15 protein-coding genes are annotated in these 18,784 nt (G+C 37.8%); 11 read left to right on the forward strand and 4 right to left on the reverse strand.

The window, feature by feature from the left end; all coding sequences use genetic code 11:
• Positions 1-150: 150 nt before the first annotated feature.
• A complete protein-coding gene (locus ACQ33O_RS07050) occupies positions 151-1,725 on the forward strand; it encodes a DUF4394 domain-containing protein (RefSeq protein ID WP_430994863.1) in 1,575 nt (524 codons plus the stop codon).
• A 79-nt stretch (positions 1,726-1,804) separates the two neighbouring features.
• On the opposite strand, the gene ACQ33O_RS07055 is transcribed toward ACQ33O_RS07050, so the two are convergent.
• The 3 genes from ACQ33O_RS07055 to ACQ33O_RS07065 form a co-directional block, all read right to left on the reverse strand.
• Positions 1,805-1,993, reverse strand: a complete 189-nt coding sequence (locus ACQ33O_RS07055) for a hypothetical protein (RefSeq protein ID WP_430994864.1) — start codon at positions 1,991-1,993, stop codon at positions 1,805-1,807.
• A gap of 225 nt (positions 1,994-2,218) precedes the next feature.
• Entirely contained in the window at positions 2,219-2,497 is a 279-nt protein-coding gene (locus tag ACQ33O_RS07060) for an FISUMP domain-containing protein (protein WP_430994865.1), read from the reverse strand.
• Positions 2,498-2,603: 106 nt separating this feature from the next.
• Positions 2,604-4,088 carry an amino acid permease gene (locus ACQ33O_RS07065; RefSeq protein ID WP_430994866.1) on the reverse strand — a complete coding sequence of 495 codons (1,485 nt, stop codon included), beginning with the start codon at positions 4,086-4,088 and terminating at the stop codon, positions 2,604-2,606.
• A gap of 244 nt (positions 4,089-4,332) precedes the next feature.
• Here ACQ33O_RS07065 and ACQ33O_RS07070 point away from each other — a divergent pair, with 244 nt between their 5' ends.
• The 8 genes from ACQ33O_RS07070 (at position 4,333) to ACQ33O_RS07105 (ending at position 15,951) form a co-directional block, all read left to right on the forward strand.
• Positions 4,333-5,709, forward strand: a complete 1,377-nt coding sequence (locus ACQ33O_RS07070; protein WP_430994867.1) for a dicarboxylate/amino acid:cation symporter — start codon at positions 4,333-4,335, stop codon at positions 5,707-5,709.
• Positions 5,710-5,720: 11 nt separating this feature from the next.
• Positions 5,721-6,416, forward strand: a complete 696-nt coding sequence (locus ACQ33O_RS07075; RefSeq protein ID WP_430994868.1) for a DedA family protein — start codon at positions 5,721-5,723, stop codon at positions 6,414-6,416.
• A gap of 8 nt (positions 6,417-6,424) precedes the next feature.
• Complete coding sequence (locus tag ACQ33O_RS07080; RefSeq protein ID WP_430994869.1) at positions 6,425-7,648, forward strand: MFS transporter; 1,224 nt, start codon at positions 6,425-6,427, stop codon at positions 7,646-7,648.
• 74 nt (positions 7,649-7,722) lie between these two features.
• Positions 7,723-8,322, forward strand: a complete 600-nt coding sequence (locus ACQ33O_RS07085) for a DUF922 domain-containing protein (RefSeq protein ID WP_430994870.1) — start codon at positions 7,723-7,725, stop codon at positions 8,320-8,322.
• Between the two features lie 52 nt (positions 8,323-8,374).
• Entirely contained in the window at positions 8,375-10,468 is a 2,094-nt protein-coding gene (gene recG, locus ACQ33O_RS07090; protein WP_430996153.1) for an ATP-dependent DNA helicase RecG, read from the forward strand.
• 83 nt (positions 10,469-10,551) lie between these two features.
• Positions 10,552-14,205 (forward strand): PKD domain-containing protein, encoded by a 3,654-nt coding sequence (locus ACQ33O_RS07095; protein ID WP_430994871.1) that lies wholly within the window; start codon positions 10,552-10,554, stop codon positions 14,203-14,205.
• Between the two features lie 55 nt (positions 14,206-14,260).
• Positions 14,261-15,337 carry a PorP/SprF family type IX secretion system membrane protein gene (locus ACQ33O_RS07100; protein ID WP_430994872.1) on the forward strand — a complete coding sequence of 359 codons (1,077 nt, stop codon included), beginning with the start codon at positions 14,261-14,263 and terminating at the stop codon, positions 15,335-15,337.
• A 5-nt stretch (positions 15,338-15,342) separates the two neighbouring features.
• Entirely contained in the window at positions 15,343-15,951 is a 609-nt protein-coding gene (locus tag ACQ33O_RS07105) for a hypothetical protein (protein WP_430994873.1), read from the forward strand.
• On the opposite strand, the gene ACQ33O_RS07110 is transcribed toward ACQ33O_RS07105, so the two are convergent.
• On the reverse strand, positions 15,948-16,484 hold the full coding sequence (locus ACQ33O_RS07110) for a TIGR00730 family Rossman fold protein (protein ID WP_430994874.1): 537 nt from the start codon (positions 16,482-16,484) through the stop codon (positions 15,948-15,950). The two genes, ACQ33O_RS07105 and ACQ33O_RS07110, sit on opposite strands and share 4 nt — an antisense overlap.
• Positions 16,485-16,539: 55 nt before the next feature.
• Here ACQ33O_RS07110 and ACQ33O_RS07115 point away from each other — a divergent pair, with 55 nt between their 5' ends.
• Complete coding sequence (locus ACQ33O_RS07115; protein WP_430994875.1) at positions 16,540-18,039, forward strand: sodium:solute symporter; 1,500 nt, start codon at positions 16,540-16,542, stop codon at positions 18,037-18,039.
• Positions 18,040-18,143: 104 nt separating this feature from the next.
• Complete coding sequence (locus tag ACQ33O_RS07120) at positions 18,144-18,776, forward strand: O-methyltransferase (RefSeq protein WP_430994876.1); 633 nt, start codon at positions 18,144-18,146, stop codon at positions 18,774-18,776.
• Positions 18,777-18,784 lie beyond the last annotated feature (8 nt).

Consider the following 18,784-nt stretch of genomic DNA (forward strand, 5'->3'; position numbering starts at 1 on the left):
GAGATCTGGGGAGTGATTTTTTGGATATTATTCAATCTGCAGTTAATCAGGCTAACACGATACTCAATAAAAGTGTAATTTTTTTTAGAATCCAGAATCCATCCTGATAATTCTCTCGTACTTGTTTTTTTACACACTTAAATCTATTTTATGTTCACTAAAACCTCAATAAAAACAGCATTCGTATGCTGTTTACTCAGCAGCATCTTTTTTTCTTGTAAAAAGGAAATGGACCATACTTCCGCTGCCAACAGACCAACAGAAAAAAATACTGGGAAGGCTCCAAACAAAGGAACCATGTTTTATGCATTGACAGCCTCAAATGAATTGGTTGCTTATATTTCTGGCAACCCATTGATAGAAAGGAGTTCAATGTCCATCACAGGTTTGCAGGTGGATGAAAAAATACTGGCCATTGATTTCAGGCCGGCCACGGGGCAATTGTATGGCGTATCCAATCAAAGTAGAATATATATCATCAATTTAAATAGCGGTGTTGCTTCACCGTTGGGTGCTTCATTTGCGCCTGCTATCAATGGTACGTCTGTTGGCCTTGATTTTAATCCTACAGTAGATCGTATCAGATTGGTAACAAATATGGGACAGAACTTACGCCTGAACCCTGAAACAGGGTTGGTTGTTGCAACGGATGGAAATATTTCTCCTTCAACTGCGATGGTGTCTGCTGCTGCGTATACAAATAGTTTTGCAGGCGCAGCAACTACTACTTTGTATGATATTGATGTTGCTACCGATAAATTATATATCCAAAATCCACCCAACAATGGCACGTTGGTTGAAGTAGGCTCATTGGGAATACAAGCAGATGGCGAAGCAGGTTTTGATATAGCTGCTGATAATTCAGTTGCCATTGCAGCCTTGTACGGCCGTGGTTATGAAGATGGGCAAGATGCAATGAGTAATGGTAATAAATATCGTTTCTATTATATTGATCTTGCAACAGGAGTAGCTACCAATGCCGGTAAAACCGACCGTCAAATAATTGGTGTTGCAATACCAACTATGCCTGTTGCATATGCCGTTGATAATTCCAATCGCTTATTGATCATGAATCCATCAACCGGAACTGTTGTAACAAAAAACATTACCGGTATCGATGCAGGAGATATGATCGTAGGGATTGATATGCGTCCTGTATCAGCACAGTTATATGCACTTGGGGCTAACAGTCGCCTGTATACGATAAATTTGGCAACTGGAGCAGCTGCCGCAGTAGGAGCTTCGGCATTTGCAACACCACTGAATGGTACAAGTTTTGGTTTTGATTTCAACCCTACTGTTGATCGTATCAGGGTTGTAAGTAATACCGGACAAAATTTAAGATTGCATCCTGTAACAGGAGGTGTTGCAGCGGTAGATCCCAATCTCAATCCTGGTACACCATCGGTAGATGCAGTTGCTTATATCAATAGTTTTATTGGGTCTACTACAACTATTTTATATGATATTGATGCTTCAACAGATATGCTGTATCAACAAAATCCTGCAAACGCAGGTACTTTGATAAATGGAAAATCATTGGGTATTAATATTGATGCTGATAATGGTTTTGATATAGGGGGTACTTCTAATAAAGCTTGGGGAGTATTTAAAGTAGGTGCTCAAACAGGTTTATACAATGTTGATCTTGCTACAGGACAAGCAACATATATGATGGCTGTACCTTATAATGTAAAAGGCTTTGCGGTAGGATTAGGTTTTTAAAATGAGACAAAGAGGTGAACGGAAAAGGAGATTGTGTATTCAATCTCCTTTTTTATTGATTTAAGTTAGACGAGTAGAATTATATTTCGAGTTTTTCCAGAACCACCAGCGTTTCTAAAAATTCATTCCAGGCGGATTGCCATTTGTCTTTGGCAGTCATAATGCTTTCGGCATGTTCAGCTGCAAATTCTCCTTTATTTTTTATGAGCTCTTCAATTTTTTCGAGCGCTTCTTTATTCAGTTCTTCTAAACGTTTACTATGTTCCATAATATTTTTTTATGAGGGGGTAAATAAAAGATGGGTCTAATTAAAACTCGACCCATCTTTAAAAAAACAAACTGTGAGTAGAGTGTAAATATAGATCAATAGTGTTGGGGTATATTACACTATTTGTGAATAGAGTTATATAATTCACAGATTGGTAATTACGAGTTGTGGATTTATTTTTGATGAAAAGATACTGCATTATAAAGTCAGGATAGCGGAGTGTATTTAGTCTTTCAAGCACCTTACAGAATATCCGTAAGTTTTGTTTCTGATATCTTCTTGTACAGAGGCTTCAGCCCAGTTTAAAAAATAAACATTAGCATAGGTTGCGTTGAATGCTGTTTTTCTCCAGTAAAAACAATAGCTATTTTCATCATAAAATGCCGTCGCATCATAAGCTCTTACTCCAGTTCCGATAACACTAAAACCACTAGAGTTGGTAGCGCCTTCATTGGGTGTAGTCCAATGATTTAATCCTGCTTCTTTTAAAAATTTTTTGCACATTTTTTAAATATCGTACATTAAATAAAAAGCTCAACAACGCCATGCCGTACAAGTGATTGACACAACGATGTTGAGCAGAATTACAAATGCTTGTAATAAAAATATTTTAATCCTCCTTCTTCGGATTTCTCAACTTACTATTCTTAGCGCTGTACGTAAAATAAATAATGATCCCAATAGCCAGCCATCCAAACAAACGCAACCAATTGGTCCAGCCGAGGCCAAGCATCATTAATAAACAAGCCGCAACACCGAGTATTGGCACTAACGGTACCCAGGGTGTTTTGAACTGACGAGGAAGATCAGGATCTGTTTTACGAAGTATAATAACGCCAATGCATACCAGACAAAAAGCAAACAGTGTTCCAATGCTTGTCATATCGCCGACAATATCTCCGGGTACAAATGCTGCAAACAAACCTACCATTACTAGAATGATGAGGTTGGCTTTATAGGGTGTTTTAAATTTAGGATGTACGGCACTAAATGCTTTGGGTAACAAACCATCTTTACTCATAGAATAAAAAACCCTTGATTGTCCTAATAGCATTACCAGTATTACAGAAGAGAATCCGGCAAGGATAGCAACCGTAACCAATTTGCCCAGCCAGCCGTAACCTGCCATATATTTATTGATTACAAATGATACAGATGCCTCTTTGCCCGATGTTCTGAAATCTTCTACAGTGGCAACACCTGTTAATACATGCGCAAATAGGATATATAGAATGGTACACACTACCAATGAACCTAAGATACCGATCGGCATATCCCGTTTGGGATTCTTGGCTTCCTGCGCTGCCGTACTAACGGCATCAAAACCAATAAAGGCAAAGAACACCACACCGGCTGCACCTACAATTCCCCAGAAGCCTCCGAAATTATGACTGATACCCTGATGATCGGTATAAGTTGTTGCAGCAGGAATATATGTTTCGTGGTTTACCGGATTGATAAAACCCCAACCAATGACAATGATCAAAATTACGATGGCTACTTTTGCAATTACAATAAGGTTGTTTACAAAAGCAGATTCCTGCGTACCTCTTATCAATAATAAACTTAATGCAGTAACAATACCTAATGCTGGCAAATTAATGATGCCATGTACACCTTCTACATTGTGTTCAAAGGGCGAGTGGCACCACTCGTAGGCAATGGCTTTCCAATGCAATACATTTACCAGTAAATTATTTAAATATTCACTCCAGGCAATGCCAACGGTGGCAGCACCCACGGCATATTCCAGCACAAGATCCCAACCAATGATCCACGCAATAAATTCTCCCATGGTGGCGTAGCTATAAGTATAGGCACTACCTGCAATGGGTATAGAAGATGATAACTCTGCATAACAAAGTCCTGCTAAAGCACAACCAATTGCAGCCAGTATAAACCCAAGTGTTACAGATGGTCCGGCATTTTGAGCGGCTGCTGCAGCCGTTCTTACAAACAAACCGGCACCAATGATGGCACCGATACCTAAAGCAACCAATGATGTTGCTGTTAATGTTCTTTTTAAACCTTTCTTGTCAGCATCTCCTGCATCTGCCATTAACTGGCTCAGTGGTTTTTTTACAAATAAACTCATATAGTATGTTTGGTTTGGTAAATGTATTAAATGGAAAAATAAGCATTTATATTAAAATATTTCACGAAAATTTGAATAGCCCCGACCTTTAGGTCGGGGATTTCATTAGATTTGAATGTTATACCATCTTGATTTTATAAGTAGTCCGAAGGACTGCGTTGAAATCTTAGATGGTATAATACCGATAGTATAAAGTATCGGATTAAATAATTGGATATCGGTATCGTACATAAATTAAAATAGCATGAGCAAACAAAAATCAGCATTCTTGTCATTAGGGCTCTTTACGATTGTTGCCATCTTACATTTTTTAAGTATCAATCATATTGTTGGATTATCGTCTTTGTTTTTGCAAATGTCGAGGTGGGTAGTAATTGCAGCTTTGATCATGTATGCATTGGCTAAAAGATCATTGACGACCTGGATATTGGTGAGCATGGTGATAGGCATTGAAGTGGGGTTAGATTACCCGGTATTTGCTCAGAACTTAAAAGTATTAAGTCAGATATTTTTACGGATGATCAAAACCATTATTGCACCGATTCTGTTTGCAACATTGGTGGTAGGTATTGCCGGACATTCGGATCTGAAACAAGTAGGACGAATGGGTTGGAAATCTATTTTGTACTTTGAGATCGTTACCACCATTGCTTTGGCCATTGGTTTGATAGCGATCAATATTTCACAAGCCGGTGTGGGTATTCATATTCCTGAAGGATTTCATCAAGATATTCCGGAAGTAAAAGCACAAACATGGCAGGAAGTAGTGTTGCATATTTTCCCTGAGAACTTCGTGAAATCAATTTATAACGGGGATGTGTTACCAATTGTTGTGTTCAGCGTATTATTCGGTATTGGTTTGGCAATGTTAAGCGAAGAAAAAAGAAAACCCTTGTTGAAATTTTCGGAGAGCCTTGCCGAAACAATGTTCAAGTTCACCAACATCATCATGTATTTTGCGCCGATTGGCGTGGGGGCTGCAATTGCTGTAACAGTGGGGCATCTTGGATTAGATATTTTATTTTCTTTAGTAAAACTATTACTCACTTTATATGTAGCACTCATCGCATTTTTATTGGTAGTATTATTGCCGATTGCCTTGCTCATTAAAATCCCTATTAAGAATTTTATTAAAGCGATCTCGGAGCCTGTAAGTATTGCATTTGCTACAACCAGCTCAGAGTCTGCTTTGCCGAGGGCAATGGAGAATATGGAAAAATTTGGTGTGCCACGTAAAATTGTTTCTTTTGTTTTGCCTACCGGGTATACATTTAATTTGGATGGAACCACCTTGTATCTTTCTTTAGCATCTGTATTTGTTGCACAGGCTGCAGGGATACAAATGACCATAGGTCAACAAGTGATCATGGGGCTAACGCTGATGCTTACAAGCAAAGGTGTGGCGGGTGTGCCGAGGGCATCACTTGTTATTTTATTGGGTACAGTGGCTTCTTTTGGTTTGCCCGTCTGGCCGGTTATGGCCATTTTGGGGATAGATGAATTGATGGATATGGCACGAACTTCTGTTAATGTTATTGGAAATACTTTGGCAAGTTGTGTTATTGCCCGGTGGGAAGGTGAGTTTGATAACGAAAAGGCCATTAACTTTACGGCCAATTAAACAACCAATACATGATCGACTTTATCTTGTTAGATTTTAACTGGCATCAATTGTTGCAGCCGCAGTGGTATATAGAGAACGGTGGTTTGTGGATGTTGCTGTTTATTATTTTTGCTGAAACAGGATTGTTTGTTGGTTTCTTTTTACCCGGCGATTCACTTTTATTTGTTGCAGGTATATTGAGTACATCATTGGTAAACTCAGTTTCATTAAATACAGGAAGCGATTTTTTCAATTTATTGATCATTAGTGCCCTTTGTATCATTGCCGGAATTTTGGGTAATACAGTGGGATATTTGTTTGGCAGAAAAATCGGCCCTACAATGTATAGCTGGAAAGATCGTTTTCTTTTCAAGAAAAAATATTTGTATCAGGCGCATGAGTTTTATGAAAAACACGGTGGTGGTGCAATTGTAATGGCAAGATTTCTTCCTATTGTAAGAACATTCGCCCCTATTGTTGCAGGAATTGTTGGAATGGATAAAAAGAAATTTAGTTTTTACAATATCATCGGATGTATTGCATGGGTAACAACTATGCTTTTTGCAGGTCATTATTTAAATGAATTTTCTAAACGACAATTTAATTTTGACCTAGAAAAACATTTAGAAGTTATTGTAATAGGTATTGTAGTTGTTACTACTGCACCTGTATTAATTAAATTATTTTTCGGGAAAAAGAAAAAACAGGACGGGCCTGTTCAATAATTTATTCGATGCAACAAAAATCTCCTTCAATTTTTAACATTGCTGTACTGGTAGCCGCATTGGGTTACTTCGTTGATATTTATGACCTGCTTGCATTTAGCATTCTCCGTCAACCCAGCCTTGAAAGTCTTGGCCTAAACCCGGATCAGATAGATAGTCAAGGTTTGTTCATTATCAATGTACAAATGATCGGTCTTTTGATAGGTGGTATATTATGGGGTATTCTTGGAGATAAGAAAGGAAGACTGAGTGTATTGTTCGGTTCAATTCTTTTATATTCATTGGCAAATATTGCCAATGGATTTGTGCAAACTGTTCCGCAATATGCCTGGTGCCGTTTTATTGGTGGAATAGGCTTGGCGGGAGAATTAGGTGCAGGTATTACGTTGGTGGCTGAACTCTTACCGAAAGACAAAAGAGGTGTTGGTACATCATTAGTGGCAGGTATCGGATTAAGCGGGGCAGTATTGGCGTTTGTATTTAAGCAATTATTCGACTGGCGCATTTGTTATTTTATTGGAGGTGGATTAGGATTGTTATTGCTCGTACTTCGTGTATCTGTTGCCGAAAGTGGTATGTTCAATGCGGTAAAAACTTCTGCAGTACAAAAAGGTAATTTCCTTATGCTTTTTACCAATAAAGACCGGTTTAAGAAATATATGCTTTGTATTTTGATTGGCTTACCAACCTGGTTTGTTATTGGAATCCTGGTGTCATTCTCTAATAAATTCGCCACACATTTTAATATTCCGGGTAAGATCGATAGCGGTAAATCTGTGATGTATGCTTATGTAGCAATATCGATCGGAGATATTCTTGTTGGTTTATTAAGTCAATATTTGAAGAGTAGAAAAAAGGCTTTATACATATTCTACGGTCTCTCCATTATCGCCATGTTTATCTACTTTACTCAATTGTACAATTCAACAGCGAATCATCTGTATTGGGTATGCGGCTTTCTTGGGTTTGCTACCGGTTTTTGGGCAATATTTGTTACAATGGCGGCAGAGCAGTTTGGCACAAACTTAAGAGCAACGGTTACTACCACCGTTCCGAACATGGTAAGAGGCTCACTTGTTTTAACAACTATTTTATTTACAAGTTTACAAGGCAGTATGAGTTATGTGCAGGCAGGTGTCACAACCGGTGTAATTGTAATGTCTATAGCCATTGTAGCTGCATATTTTACAAAAGAAACATTCGGGAAAGAACTGGATTATGTTGAAAATTGATTGGGAGATTTGATGATTTGAAAATTTGCTATTTGAAAGCGGTACAGTTCTTGATATTTCATTAATAAAATTCAATGCATAAATACTTAATAGTTTTTCTATTTTCATTTATCGCCTCACTATCTTCTATAGCACAAGTGATCGATATAAAAGTTAGTTATGTTCCTGCAGATGAAAACGACAAAACTGTTATCAGTTATGTTGCCGGCAATAAATTAAGCTGGTCCGATTTTCAGGGAACACCGGATGATAATATGGCTTCTGCTATTACTTCATCAGGTATTGGTTACCGGTTTACATTGCACCAAACCGAAGATTCTGCTTGGTTTGTATTTACTGTCGATTGCAAATTCTCTAAAACAAAATCATGGGTATTGAAAGATAAAAAGACTGATTATGTTTTAAGGCACGAACAAAATCACTTTGACATAACATACATCAATACCCTCTTATTTATTGAAAAATTGAAGAAGGCCGATCTTTCGGTGAAAAATTATCGCAACGAGATCAAAGCTATTTATAAACAGATCTCGGAGGCTTTAAGTAAGATGCAAAGAGATTACGATACCGAAACTAAAAATGGTATGGATGAACAAAAACAAGTTGAGTGGAATAAAAAGATCGCAACTCAACTGGAAACTTTACAGTCCGCTGTTATAGGCTCTGTTCACTGATTTAAATAAAATATATTTGTAAAAAATTAGTGCCATCGCAGCCGATCAAAATATATTATTAAGTCCGATAGAATACCTGAAAGGCGTTGGCCCTCTTCGGGGAGATATGCTCAAAAAGGAGCTGAATATTTTTACTTTCAAAGACCTGCTGGAACATTTTCCTCTAAGACATTTAGATAGAACTAAAGTTGATAAAATCGGACATCTTAATCCGCATGCAGATTATGCTCAGATCACGGGTAAACTTATGCAGATGGATATAGTCGGCGAAAAAAGAGCCAAACGTTTGGTTGCATACCTGCAGGATGATACGGGTGAGATGGAGCTTACCTGGTTTCAAGGTATTAACTGGGTACAAAAAGCGTTGGTTGTCGGCGAAAAATACTTAGTGTTTGGTAAGCTCAGTTCCTTTATGGGAAAATTACAGCTCACACACCCTGAGTTTGAAATTTATACAGCTGAAAAAGCAAGCGGCAAAAAATTTTTGGAACCTATTTACCCATCTACAGAAAAATTAAAAGTACGGGGGTTGAACGGTAGAGCTATTGCAAAACTTACATACGCTTTGCTTCAACAGTTATCGGAGAAAAATTTTCCGGAGAATATGCCCGAAGCATTGATCACTCAATATCGCTTTATAAAAAGATGGGATGCTTATTGCAATATTCATTTTCCTGCTACAGATGGGCTTTATAAACATGCCGTAAGGCGGTTGAAATTTGAAGAACTCTTTTTTGCACAGATACGATTGGGGCTTATTCGCAGCACCCGTCATCGTTTTAGTAAAGGCTGGGTATTCGATAAAGTAGGTGATCTGTTCAATAATTTTTATAGTAATCAACTACCGTTTAGTTTAACCAATGCACAAAAAAGAGTACTGAAGGAAATCAGGAAAGATGCAGGCAGCGGCAAACAAATGAACAGACTCTTACAAGGAGATGTGGGTAGCGGAAAAACAATTGTGGCGTTGCTGAGTATGCTGATTGCAGCGGATAACGGTTTTCAAAGTGTATTGATGGCACCGACAGAAATTTTGGCTCAACAACATTTCAACGGAATAACGGAAGTGCTGGGTGATATGAATGTTGGTGTTAGATTGCTCACAGGTTCTACAAAAACAAAAGAGCGTAAAGAGATATTGGCAAAATGTGAAGACGGATCGGTACATATTCTCATCGGTACACATGCAGTAATCGAAGAAAAAGTACAATTTAAAAATCTTGGATTTGCAGTGATCGATGAACAGCACAAATTCGGGGTGGCGCAAAGAGCAAAACTCTGGAAAAAAAATTCATTGCCACCACATATTTTAGTAATGACTGCAACGCCAATACCCAGAACCCTTGCACTAACAGCTTATGGCGATTTGGATTACAGTGTTATAGATGAGTTGCCACCAGGCAGACAACCAATTAACACATTACATCGCTATGAAAACAAAAGGCATCAGGTTATGGATTTCATCAAAGCGGAAATTGCAAAGGGGCGGCAGGCATATATAGTTTATCCGTTGATAGAAGAATCTTCTAAAATGGATTATGAAAATCTGATGAAAGGGTTTGAGGAAGTGAAGTCGTTTTTCCCAGAGCCAAAGTATTGGATCAGTATGGTGCATGGTAAACAACCGGCCGAACAGAAAGAAACCAATATGCAAAGGTTCATTAAAGGAGACACACAGATAATGGTAAGTACAACCGTGATTGAGGTAGGTGTAAATGTTCCTAACGCCTCCGTTATGGTGATTGAAAGTGCAGAGAAATTCGGTTTATCTCAGTTGCATCAGCTTCGAGGAAGGGTTGGAAGAGGGGCTGAAAAAAGTTTTTGCATTTTATTAACAGGGGGTAAACTATCACAAGATGCAACTGAAAGGATCAGAATATTGTGTGCTACCAACGATGGATTTGCGGTTGCCGAAAAAGATCTGGAAATACGTGGCCCGGGAGATATAGAAGGGACAAGGCAAAGCGGCGATTTAAACTTTAAGATAGCAAACATCGTCCAAGACAAGGTTATACTTGAAGCAGCAAAAGAAGCGGCAACGGCAATTGTGGAGAACGACCCGGATTGTACTATGGCAGAAAATTTGCCGGTAAAAGAATACCTGGAAAGGCAGAAAGGGAAAACAATGTGGAGTAAAATATCGTAAATTCGAACGCAGTATCTTCCTTGGCCTTGGCCGTTCTAAACAACATGCATGGTTATTTTGTTAAGGATGAAAAAAAATAGACTTTGAGACAATTATTAATAATCGTACTTTTTTTTGCTTCAACTTTTCTTGCAGTTAAGCCCTTGCAGGCTCAATTATCATTTGTAGAAAATAAAGGCCAATGGGATGCAAGGGTAAACTTTAAAGCAAGTATTCAGGCCGGAGCTTTTTTTCTTGAGAAGAACGGATTCACAGTTTTGTTGAATAACCCTCAGGATCTCGAAAAATTTGCAGCACAAATGCATGGACATGATCATGCCGCTGAAAAAACGAGTAAAACAAGCGGAAAAGAAGAAGTGGTAAAAATTGATGAAACCATTACCATTCGTTCCCATGCTTATCGTACGCATTTTATCGGTGCTTCAAATAATGCCCAAATAATTCCCGAAAAAGAATTGCCTACTTACGATAATTATTTTATCGGTGATGATAAAAGTAAATGGCAAGGTGGTTGCAAACTCTATCAGGCTGTACTGTACAAAAATGTTTACCCAAATATTGATGTAAGGTATTATACAGATGGAAGTACATTGAAGTATGATATCATAGTTAATCCGGGTGGTAATGTAAATGATATTGCAATGCAATATGAGGGGGCCGATAAATTGAGCATTAAAAATGAACAGTTGTTGATACAAACTTCGGTTGGAGAGATCAAAGAACTTTATCCATATACCTATCAATTAAACAAAGGCGCTAAAGAAGTATTGAGTTGTAAATACCAGCTCAAAAATAATATTGTGAAATTTAGTTTAAAAGATTATTCACCGGATGCAATCATTGTCATTGATCCTACTTTAATTTTCAGTACGTTCACAGGAAGCAGTGCTGATAATTGGGGATACACTGCAACACCTGGTCCGGATGGAACGATGTTTGCCGCTGGTATTGTTTTCGGCTCAGGTTATCCGGCTTCTCCGGGAGCTTTTTCAACCAATTTTAACGGAGGAATTAATGAAGATGGTTTTGGCCCATACGATATTGCATTGATGAAATTTTCATCAAACGGTGCTAACAGATTGTATGGTACATATTTAGGTGGTAGTGGAAATGAGCAGCCTCATAGTATGATCTGCGATGCACAAGGAAATTTAACGTTAGCCGGAAGATCTAATTCAAATAGATCGGGCAGTGCTTATCCTACAACAGTTCCGGCAATAGGCGATACAGGAAAATTTGATATTGTAGTAACAAGATTTAATGCAGCCGGCACAGCACTTTTAGGATCAATAAAAATTGGTGGCAAGGAAGATGATGGTGTGAATATTAAACCCAAGTATGCTTCTTTAGCTGTTATCTCAAATGGTCAAAAGGTTGATGGCGCTTATGAAACAAGAAGAAATTATGGTGATGATGCCCGTAGTGAAATAATATTGGATGCGGCAAAAAATATACTTGTGGTATCATGTACTCAATCAAGCAATTTCCCTGTGAGGGGCACTGTATTTCAGTCTGCCTATGGCGGAGGAAAGCAGGATGGGGTTGTACTGAAATTTAATTCTTCACTCAGTGCGGTAACGAATAGTTCTTTTTTTGGCGGCAATGGAAGCGATGCATGTTTTGTCTTATCCATCAATCAGAAAAATGGAAATATTTATGTTGGGGGAGCAACCACAAGCACAAATCTCCCAGGTGATAAATCGAATGTGATCACCGCTTCATATCAAGGTGGAGAGTGCGATGGTTTTTTATCGATCATCAATGCTAATTTTTCTTCTATTGTAAAAACCACTTATCAGGGAACCTCAGGTGATGATCTGGTTTATGGTGTGCAGTTCGATAGAAATGGATTCCCTTATATCATGGGTACCACAACAGGCGTGTGGCCGGTTGTAAATGCACCGTACAATGTTGCAGGTAGTAAACAATTTATCAGCAAACTACAACCCGATCTATCTGCCTATGTATATTCAACAATATTTGGCACTAATTCTCCGGTTCCAAATATTTCACCCATTGCTTTTTTGGTAGACAGATGTGAAAATGTATATGTATCAGGATGGGGTGGAAGGATCAATACAGTTAAGTTGTATCCATCTGCTGGCACAAGGGGTTTGCCTGTTACACGTGATGCAATAAAAAGTGGAACCGATGGCGATGATTTTTATTTTTTCGTTCTTGAAAAAAATGCCAACAGTCAATTGTTTGGCAGTTTCTTCGGGCAAACTGGCGGCAACAATGGAGAACATGTAGATGGCGGTACCAGTAGATTTGATGCAAACGGAATTATTTACCAAGCTTTATGTGCCAATTGTGGAGGTCCTTCTAATCTAGGCTTTTTCCCTACTTCTCCGGGTGCATGGGCACGTACAAATGGATCAAGTATTTGTAACGAAGCAGCCATAAAAATAGAAATGAATTTTAGTGGTATTACTGCCGGTATCCGACCTTCCATCAGTGGCAATTACGACACGATCGGTTGCGCCCCATTACAAATAGCATTTGTTGATACTGTTGGGAAAGGAAAGCAATACATTTGGAATTTTGGTGATGGAACACCAGATCTTATGGTAGAAGGAAATCCTTCAACAACACATGTATATAATACCGTTGGAAGATTTACTGTAAGGTTAATTGCAATAGATTCAGCTACCTGTAATATTTCCGATACAGCGTATGCAACGATAAAAGTAGGTAGTAATATTGTAACACCGGATTTCAATGCAAATAAAACGGGAGATTGTAGCAGTTTTACTTTTCAATTTAATAATACAACCACAGCGGTCAAACCTATTTATAACGACAGTTCTTTTGTTTGGGATTTTGGAGATGGTACACCACCCGTAAAAGCAGGTTTCTGGAGTGTGAACCATACCTATGCTTCTATAGGAACATATGAGGTTACACTAACGGTAATAGATACAATATTTTGTAATATTCCAGTCAGCATTAAAAAAACGATCAGATTAGCAAATAACGTAAAAGCGCAATTTGAAACGCCTGCAAAGGGTTGTGTTCCTTATACAGCTCTGTTTAATAATACATCTTTGGGCGGCACTGATTTTATATGGGATTTTGGAGATGGCAGTGCTCAATCAACGGATATAAGCCCTACACATACTTATAATTCGAAGGGTACATATACCGTTCGTTTGATCGCAATCGATCTGCTTACCTGTAATCAAAGAGATACTACTTACAGTACAATTGAAGTGTTCTCGATCCCGACTGCTAATTTCAGTTTTACGCCGACAACACCCAAAGAAAACGTAGCTACACAGTTTGTCAATTCTTCCATTGATGCAACATCCTATTACTGGGATTTTGGAGATGGAGATAGTTCACTTTTATCAGATCCACAACATCAGTTTAATGCTTCCGATACATTTACAGTTTGTTTAATTGCTATGAATGCCGCAGGTTGTGTAGATACATTCTGCAAAAATGTGCCTGCGCTCGTTTTACCATTATTAGATCTGCCAAATGCATTTACACCGAATAGCAATGATATAAATAGTACGATAAAAGTTGCAGGTTTTGGTATTGCAAAAATGAACTGGCGGATATACAATCGTTGGGGACAGTTGGTATTTAAATCAATCAATCCGAAAGTTGGCTGGGATGGAACTTTTAAAGGAAAAATTCAACCAATGGACGTGTATACATATACGTTAGATGTAGAATTATCTGACGGGAAAAAAATAAGAAAAACAGGAGATATAACTTTATTAAGATAAATATATTTACGAGTTAGGATTTTGGATGTACGATTTAAAGAAGAACACATATTGAATGATCAATAAAGAACAGAAATATAACAGAACAAAATTATTGAACAGGCTCTTTGTTTTAAGAGGAGTATTTCTGTTGTCCATTGTCTGTGGTCTGTGGTCTAACGCTTACTCTCAAGATCTTCATTTCTCTCAGTTTTATAACTCTCCGCTTACCACTAATCCGGCAAATACCGGTTTTATTCCCGATGCTGATTATAGAGTTGGCGCACACTACAGAAATCAATGGTCATCTATTCTAACGGCGCCATATAAAACGGTTAGTGTATTTGGTGATGCACAGATATTAAGAGATAAATTTGAAAATGGTTGGATGGGAGTAGGTGGATTAATACTAAGTGATGTAGCTGGTTCGGGTAGTTTACGGTCCACAAAGGTTTACGGCTCCCTTGCTTATCATCAAATGCTAGGTGAAGCAAGTTTGCTGAGTGCAGGCTTTAATATTGGTTGGGCTAACAAAAGAATTGATCTGTCGAAGCTTACTTTTCCCAGTCAGTTCAACGGAAAGTTTTTCGATCAGTCCATTACAGCTAATTATCCAAGTTTTGTTGCTACAAATGTGAGCTACATGGATATGCAGGCTGGATTGAATTATGCCTATTTCCCTGACGAAAATACCTATTTTAATGTCGGCTATTCTATTCATCATGTAAACAGACCGGCAGAAACTTTCTTTGCTCCAAAAGGCGATAGTAGCCGGATCTCAATGCGTCATATCGCATTCGTCAATGCTATATTAAAACCAAACGATCGGGTGATCATTAATCCCAATGCCTATTTTACAACACAGGCAAAAGCTATGGAAATCACACTTGGAATGAATGCCAATTATAATTTATCTGCCGCAGGCGAAATGCAGTTGATAGGCGGTCTCTATTATCGTGTAGGCGATGCTGTTATACCTACACTAGGTTTTGAGATCAATAATATACGTTTTGCCTTCAGTTACGATGCTACAACATCTGCACTTAGGAATTTTAATAATATGCAAGGAGCCTCCGAATTCAATATAATGAAGAAAGGATTTTACAGTCAGTATAACGGAGATGCACGTAAAGTTTTATGCCCTAAATTTTAATAAAGATGAATAGAAAATTAATTTTAGCATTAATGCTAACATTGGCAACCACATTGTCTTTTGCTCAAGATAAAGAAGAGGAAGAGGAGGAAAAAAGTGGTTTCAAAAAAGAGAATCTTTTCACCGGAGGAAGTATAGATGCGGTACTCAGCAATGGTACAACTGCTTTCGGCGTGAGCCCTTTTTTCGGATACAGTGTTATCAGATGGTTGGATGTAGCAGCTTCTTTGAATTTTAACTACATCTCACAAAGAGATCCTTATTCAAGTGCTAAAGCACGGCAAACAATAATTGGCCCCGGAGCCCTGGTTCGTGTTTTTCCAATTAAAGAGGTTTTCTTTCAGGCTCAATACGAGCATAATTTCATAAGAGAAAAGTATATGGACGGATATGGTGGATCTTACATTCAGAAATATGAAGCAAACAGTTTATTGGTAGGGGGTGGTTATGCAAGTGGTAGGTCAAGAAACAATGATCCTTATTATTTTGTATCAATACTTGTGGATGTACTCTCAAATTCATCTTCGCCTTATCGTGATGCTTATGGAAGAGTTGTGCCCATTTATAGAGCGGGGATAGTTGTTCCTTTGTTTCAAGGAAAGAGTAAACGCTAAAAATAACTTTCAATTTCGGAAGGATCGGATAAGATCGTTATCCTGCTATCGAGCGACTCATATAAAAAACCATCGTCGAATATTTTTTTCATATGAGCAATCAGCGGTGTATAAAACCCATCCGAGTTCATGATAAATATTTTCTTGTTGTGAATGCTGAGTTGGTTCCAGGTGAGTATTTCAAAAAGTTCATCTAAAGTGCCAAAGCCACCCGGCAGTACTATCGCTGCATCGCATTTTTCATATATCTGTTGTTTACGTGTATGCATACTGTCCACCACGATTAATTCTGTAATGTCATTGTGTTGATGCTCCCATTGTGTGAGTACCTCGGGCATAATACCAATCACTTTACCTTTTTTTTCTAACACAGAATTTGCAATGGCTGCCATTAAACCCTTATTGCCTCCACCATATATCAGAGTAATGTTTTTTGCTGCTAATAATTGCCCTAACTGTTCTGCATGAATTGTATAAATAGGATTATTGCCTGCTTTACTGCCGCAAAAAACAGCGATTGATTTTATTTGCATATTTTAACTATCTTGAATTTTAAAGCAAGCTAATTTTTAATTCTTAATTAAATACATGTCTCCATTAATTCTTTTTTCTTTTGTCATCGGTTATTTTTTGGTGCTGTTGGCAGTGGCTTACTATACATCCAAAGGCAGTAACAACGATTCTTTTTTTATAGGCAACCGAAATAGTAACTGGATGTTGGTTGCATTCGGGATGATCGGAACTTCATTGAGTGGTGTGACATTTGTGAGTGTACCTGGTGGTGTTGGTACCGGTAACTTTTTTTATTTTCAAGTAGTGCTGGGTTATTTACTCGGGTATATGGTTATTGCTTTTGTGTTGATACCATTGTACTATAAAATGAATCTTACATCTATCTATACTTATCTTGAAAAAAGATTTGGTGTAAATGCTCACAAAGCTGGAGCGTTCTTTTTTATCCTTTCACGTACTGTTGGGGCTACTGCAAGGTTATATCTGGTAATCAATATCCTGCAAATATTCATATTAGATAAACTAGGCGTACCATTTGTAGTTACCGCACTGGTTATCTTATTAATGATCTTATTATATACTTTCGAAGGAGGTGTAAAAACCATTATCTATACCGATACTTTACAGACAACGGGGATGCTGGTTGGATTGGTAGTTTGTATAATCGTTATAACAAAAGCATTGGGTACAGATTTCTCCGGAGCCTTGTCGATGATGAAAGATAAAGGCTACACACAAATTTTTAATACAGATGTGAAAGCTGGTTCTTATTTTTTAAAACATATCATCGGCGGTATGTTCATCGCCATTGCAATGACAGGGCTTGATCAGGAAATGATGCAAAAAAATATCAGCGTAAAAACACTGAAAGATTCACAGAAAAATATCATGACATTTTCTCTTGTGCTGGTAGTTGTAAATCTTCTTTTTCTTGTATTGGGGGCTATTCTGTATTTATATGCTTCAGCTAACGGAATTGTAGCTTCTCCTGACGACTTGTTCCCAACACTTGCACTTAGTAGTACATTCAGTAGTACGATCGGTGTGATCTTTATTATTGCATTGATATCCGCATTGTTTCCGAGTGTAGATGGAGCAATTACATCACTCACCTCCAGCTTCTGTATCGATATATTAGGGCTAAGAAAATCTGATCAATCAGAAAGTCAGCAAAAAAGAAAAAGATTGATGGTGCATTTCACATTTGCTGCAGTCTTCTTTATTATGGTGCTGATTTTTAAAGCAATCAATGATAAATTGATCATCGACTTTATTTTAAAATTTGCCGGTATCACTTATGGACCCTTGCTTGGTTTATTTGCGTTTGGCATTCTTACAAAACGAACACTCAACGATAAACTCATCTGGACGGTTTGCATTGTGGCGCCCTTACTTGCGCTAGGTATTGATGTATTGAGTAGTCCTGAATGGTATGAAAAGAAATTGCACATCACTCTGGGTATTAGCTCTCTGTCTCAAAGCGTTTTTGGTGGCTATAAGATTGGTAATGAGTTGATTCTCATAAACGGAATTTTAACTTTTTTAGGCCTATTATCTATCTCAAAAAAGCAGTAATACTTATTTCTTTTACTTATCTTTGTACTGTTAGTTAGTGCCGTTTTTCAAATCATGTAATTTGAGAAATGGCATTTTATGTTTTAAACTGATAATAAAAAAGATTGACAGAACTAGTTCATAGCAAGGCGGAGAAATATGCGGATGATTTTACAACTGCAGATGGTGATCTTTTACTTGAAGTAGCAGACCATACTATTAAAAATCATTCAATGCCGCATATGTTGAGCGGACATGTGCAAGGAAGATTGCTGTCGATGTTGAGTTGTCTTGTAAAACCGGAAAGAATTTTGGAGATAGGCACATTCACCGGTTATAGTGCTTTGTGTTTGGCAGAAGGATTACAGGATAAAGGTGTATTGCATACAATCGATATCAGAGATGAAGGGGCAGCAGTTTTTTTTGATCGGTCTGCTTTTAAGAACAAGATCGTTTTGCACATTGGAGATGCTAATAAAATAATACCTGAATTAACAGAATCTTGGGATATTGTTTTTATTGATGCAGATAAAACTGGGTATCTTAATTATTACGAGTTAATTTTGCCGCAGTTAAAAATAAATGGCCTTATAATTGTTGATAATGTATTATTCCATGGCGATGTGTTGGAAGACAATATTACAGGGAAAAATGCAAAAGCCATTCATGCGTTTAATGAACATATTAAAAACGATAAGAGGGTTGAGCAAGTGTTGTTGACAGTAAGAGATGGCTTGTTATTGTTGAGAAAAATATAAAATATTAA

Origin of the sequence: Ferruginibacter sp. SUN002, from assembly GCF_050611725.1 — a bacterium.
Taxonomy (GTDB): domain Bacteria; phylum Bacteroidota; class Bacteroidia; order Chitinophagales; family Chitinophagaceae; genus Ferruginibacter.

Bases quoted from the DNA above. Each gene is read 5' to 3' on its own strand.
- ACQ33O_RS07050 (WP_430994863.1), top strand. From the start codon at position 151: ATGTTCACTAAAACCTCAATAAAAACAGCATTCGTATGCTGTTTACTC.
- ACQ33O_RS07055 (WP_430994864.1), bottom strand. From the start codon at position 1,993: ATGGAACATAGTAAACGTTTAGAAGAACTGAATAAAGAAGCGCTCGAA.
- ACQ33O_RS07060 (WP_430994865.1), bottom strand. From the start codon at position 2,497: ATGTGCAAAAAATTTTTAAAAGAAGCAGGATTAAATCATTGGACTACA.
- ACQ33O_RS07065 (WP_430994866.1), bottom strand. From the start codon at position 4,088: ATGAGTTTATTTGTAAAAAAACCACTGAGCCAGTTAATGGCAGATGCA.
- ACQ33O_RS07070 (WP_430994867.1), top strand. From the start codon at position 4,333: ATGAGCAAACAAAAATCAGCATTCTTGTCATTAGGGCTCTTTACGATT.
- ACQ33O_RS07075 (WP_430994868.1), top strand. From the start codon at position 5,721: ATGATCGACTTTATCTTGTTAGATTTTAACTGGCATCAATTGTTGCAG.
- ACQ33O_RS07080 (WP_430994869.1), top strand. From the start codon at position 6,425: ATGCAACAAAAATCTCCTTCAATTTTTAACATTGCTGTACTGGTAGCC.
- ACQ33O_RS07085 (WP_430994870.1), top strand. From the start codon at position 7,723: ATGCATAAATACTTAATAGTTTTTCTATTTTCATTTATCGCCTCACTA.
- ACQ33O_RS07100 (WP_430994872.1), top strand. From the start codon at position 14,261: ATGATCAATAAAGAACAGAAATATAACAGAACAAAATTATTGAACAGG.
- ACQ33O_RS07105 (WP_430994873.1), top strand. From the start codon at position 15,343: ATGAATAGAAAATTAATTTTAGCATTAATGCTAACATTGGCAACCACA.
- ACQ33O_RS07110 (WP_430994874.1), bottom strand. From the start codon at position 16,484: ATGCAAATAAAATCAATCGCTGTTTTTTGCGGCAGTAAAGCAGGCAAT.
- ACQ33O_RS07115 (WP_430994875.1), top strand. From the start codon at position 16,540: ATGTCTCCATTAATTCTTTTTTCTTTTGTCATCGGTTATTTTTTGGTG.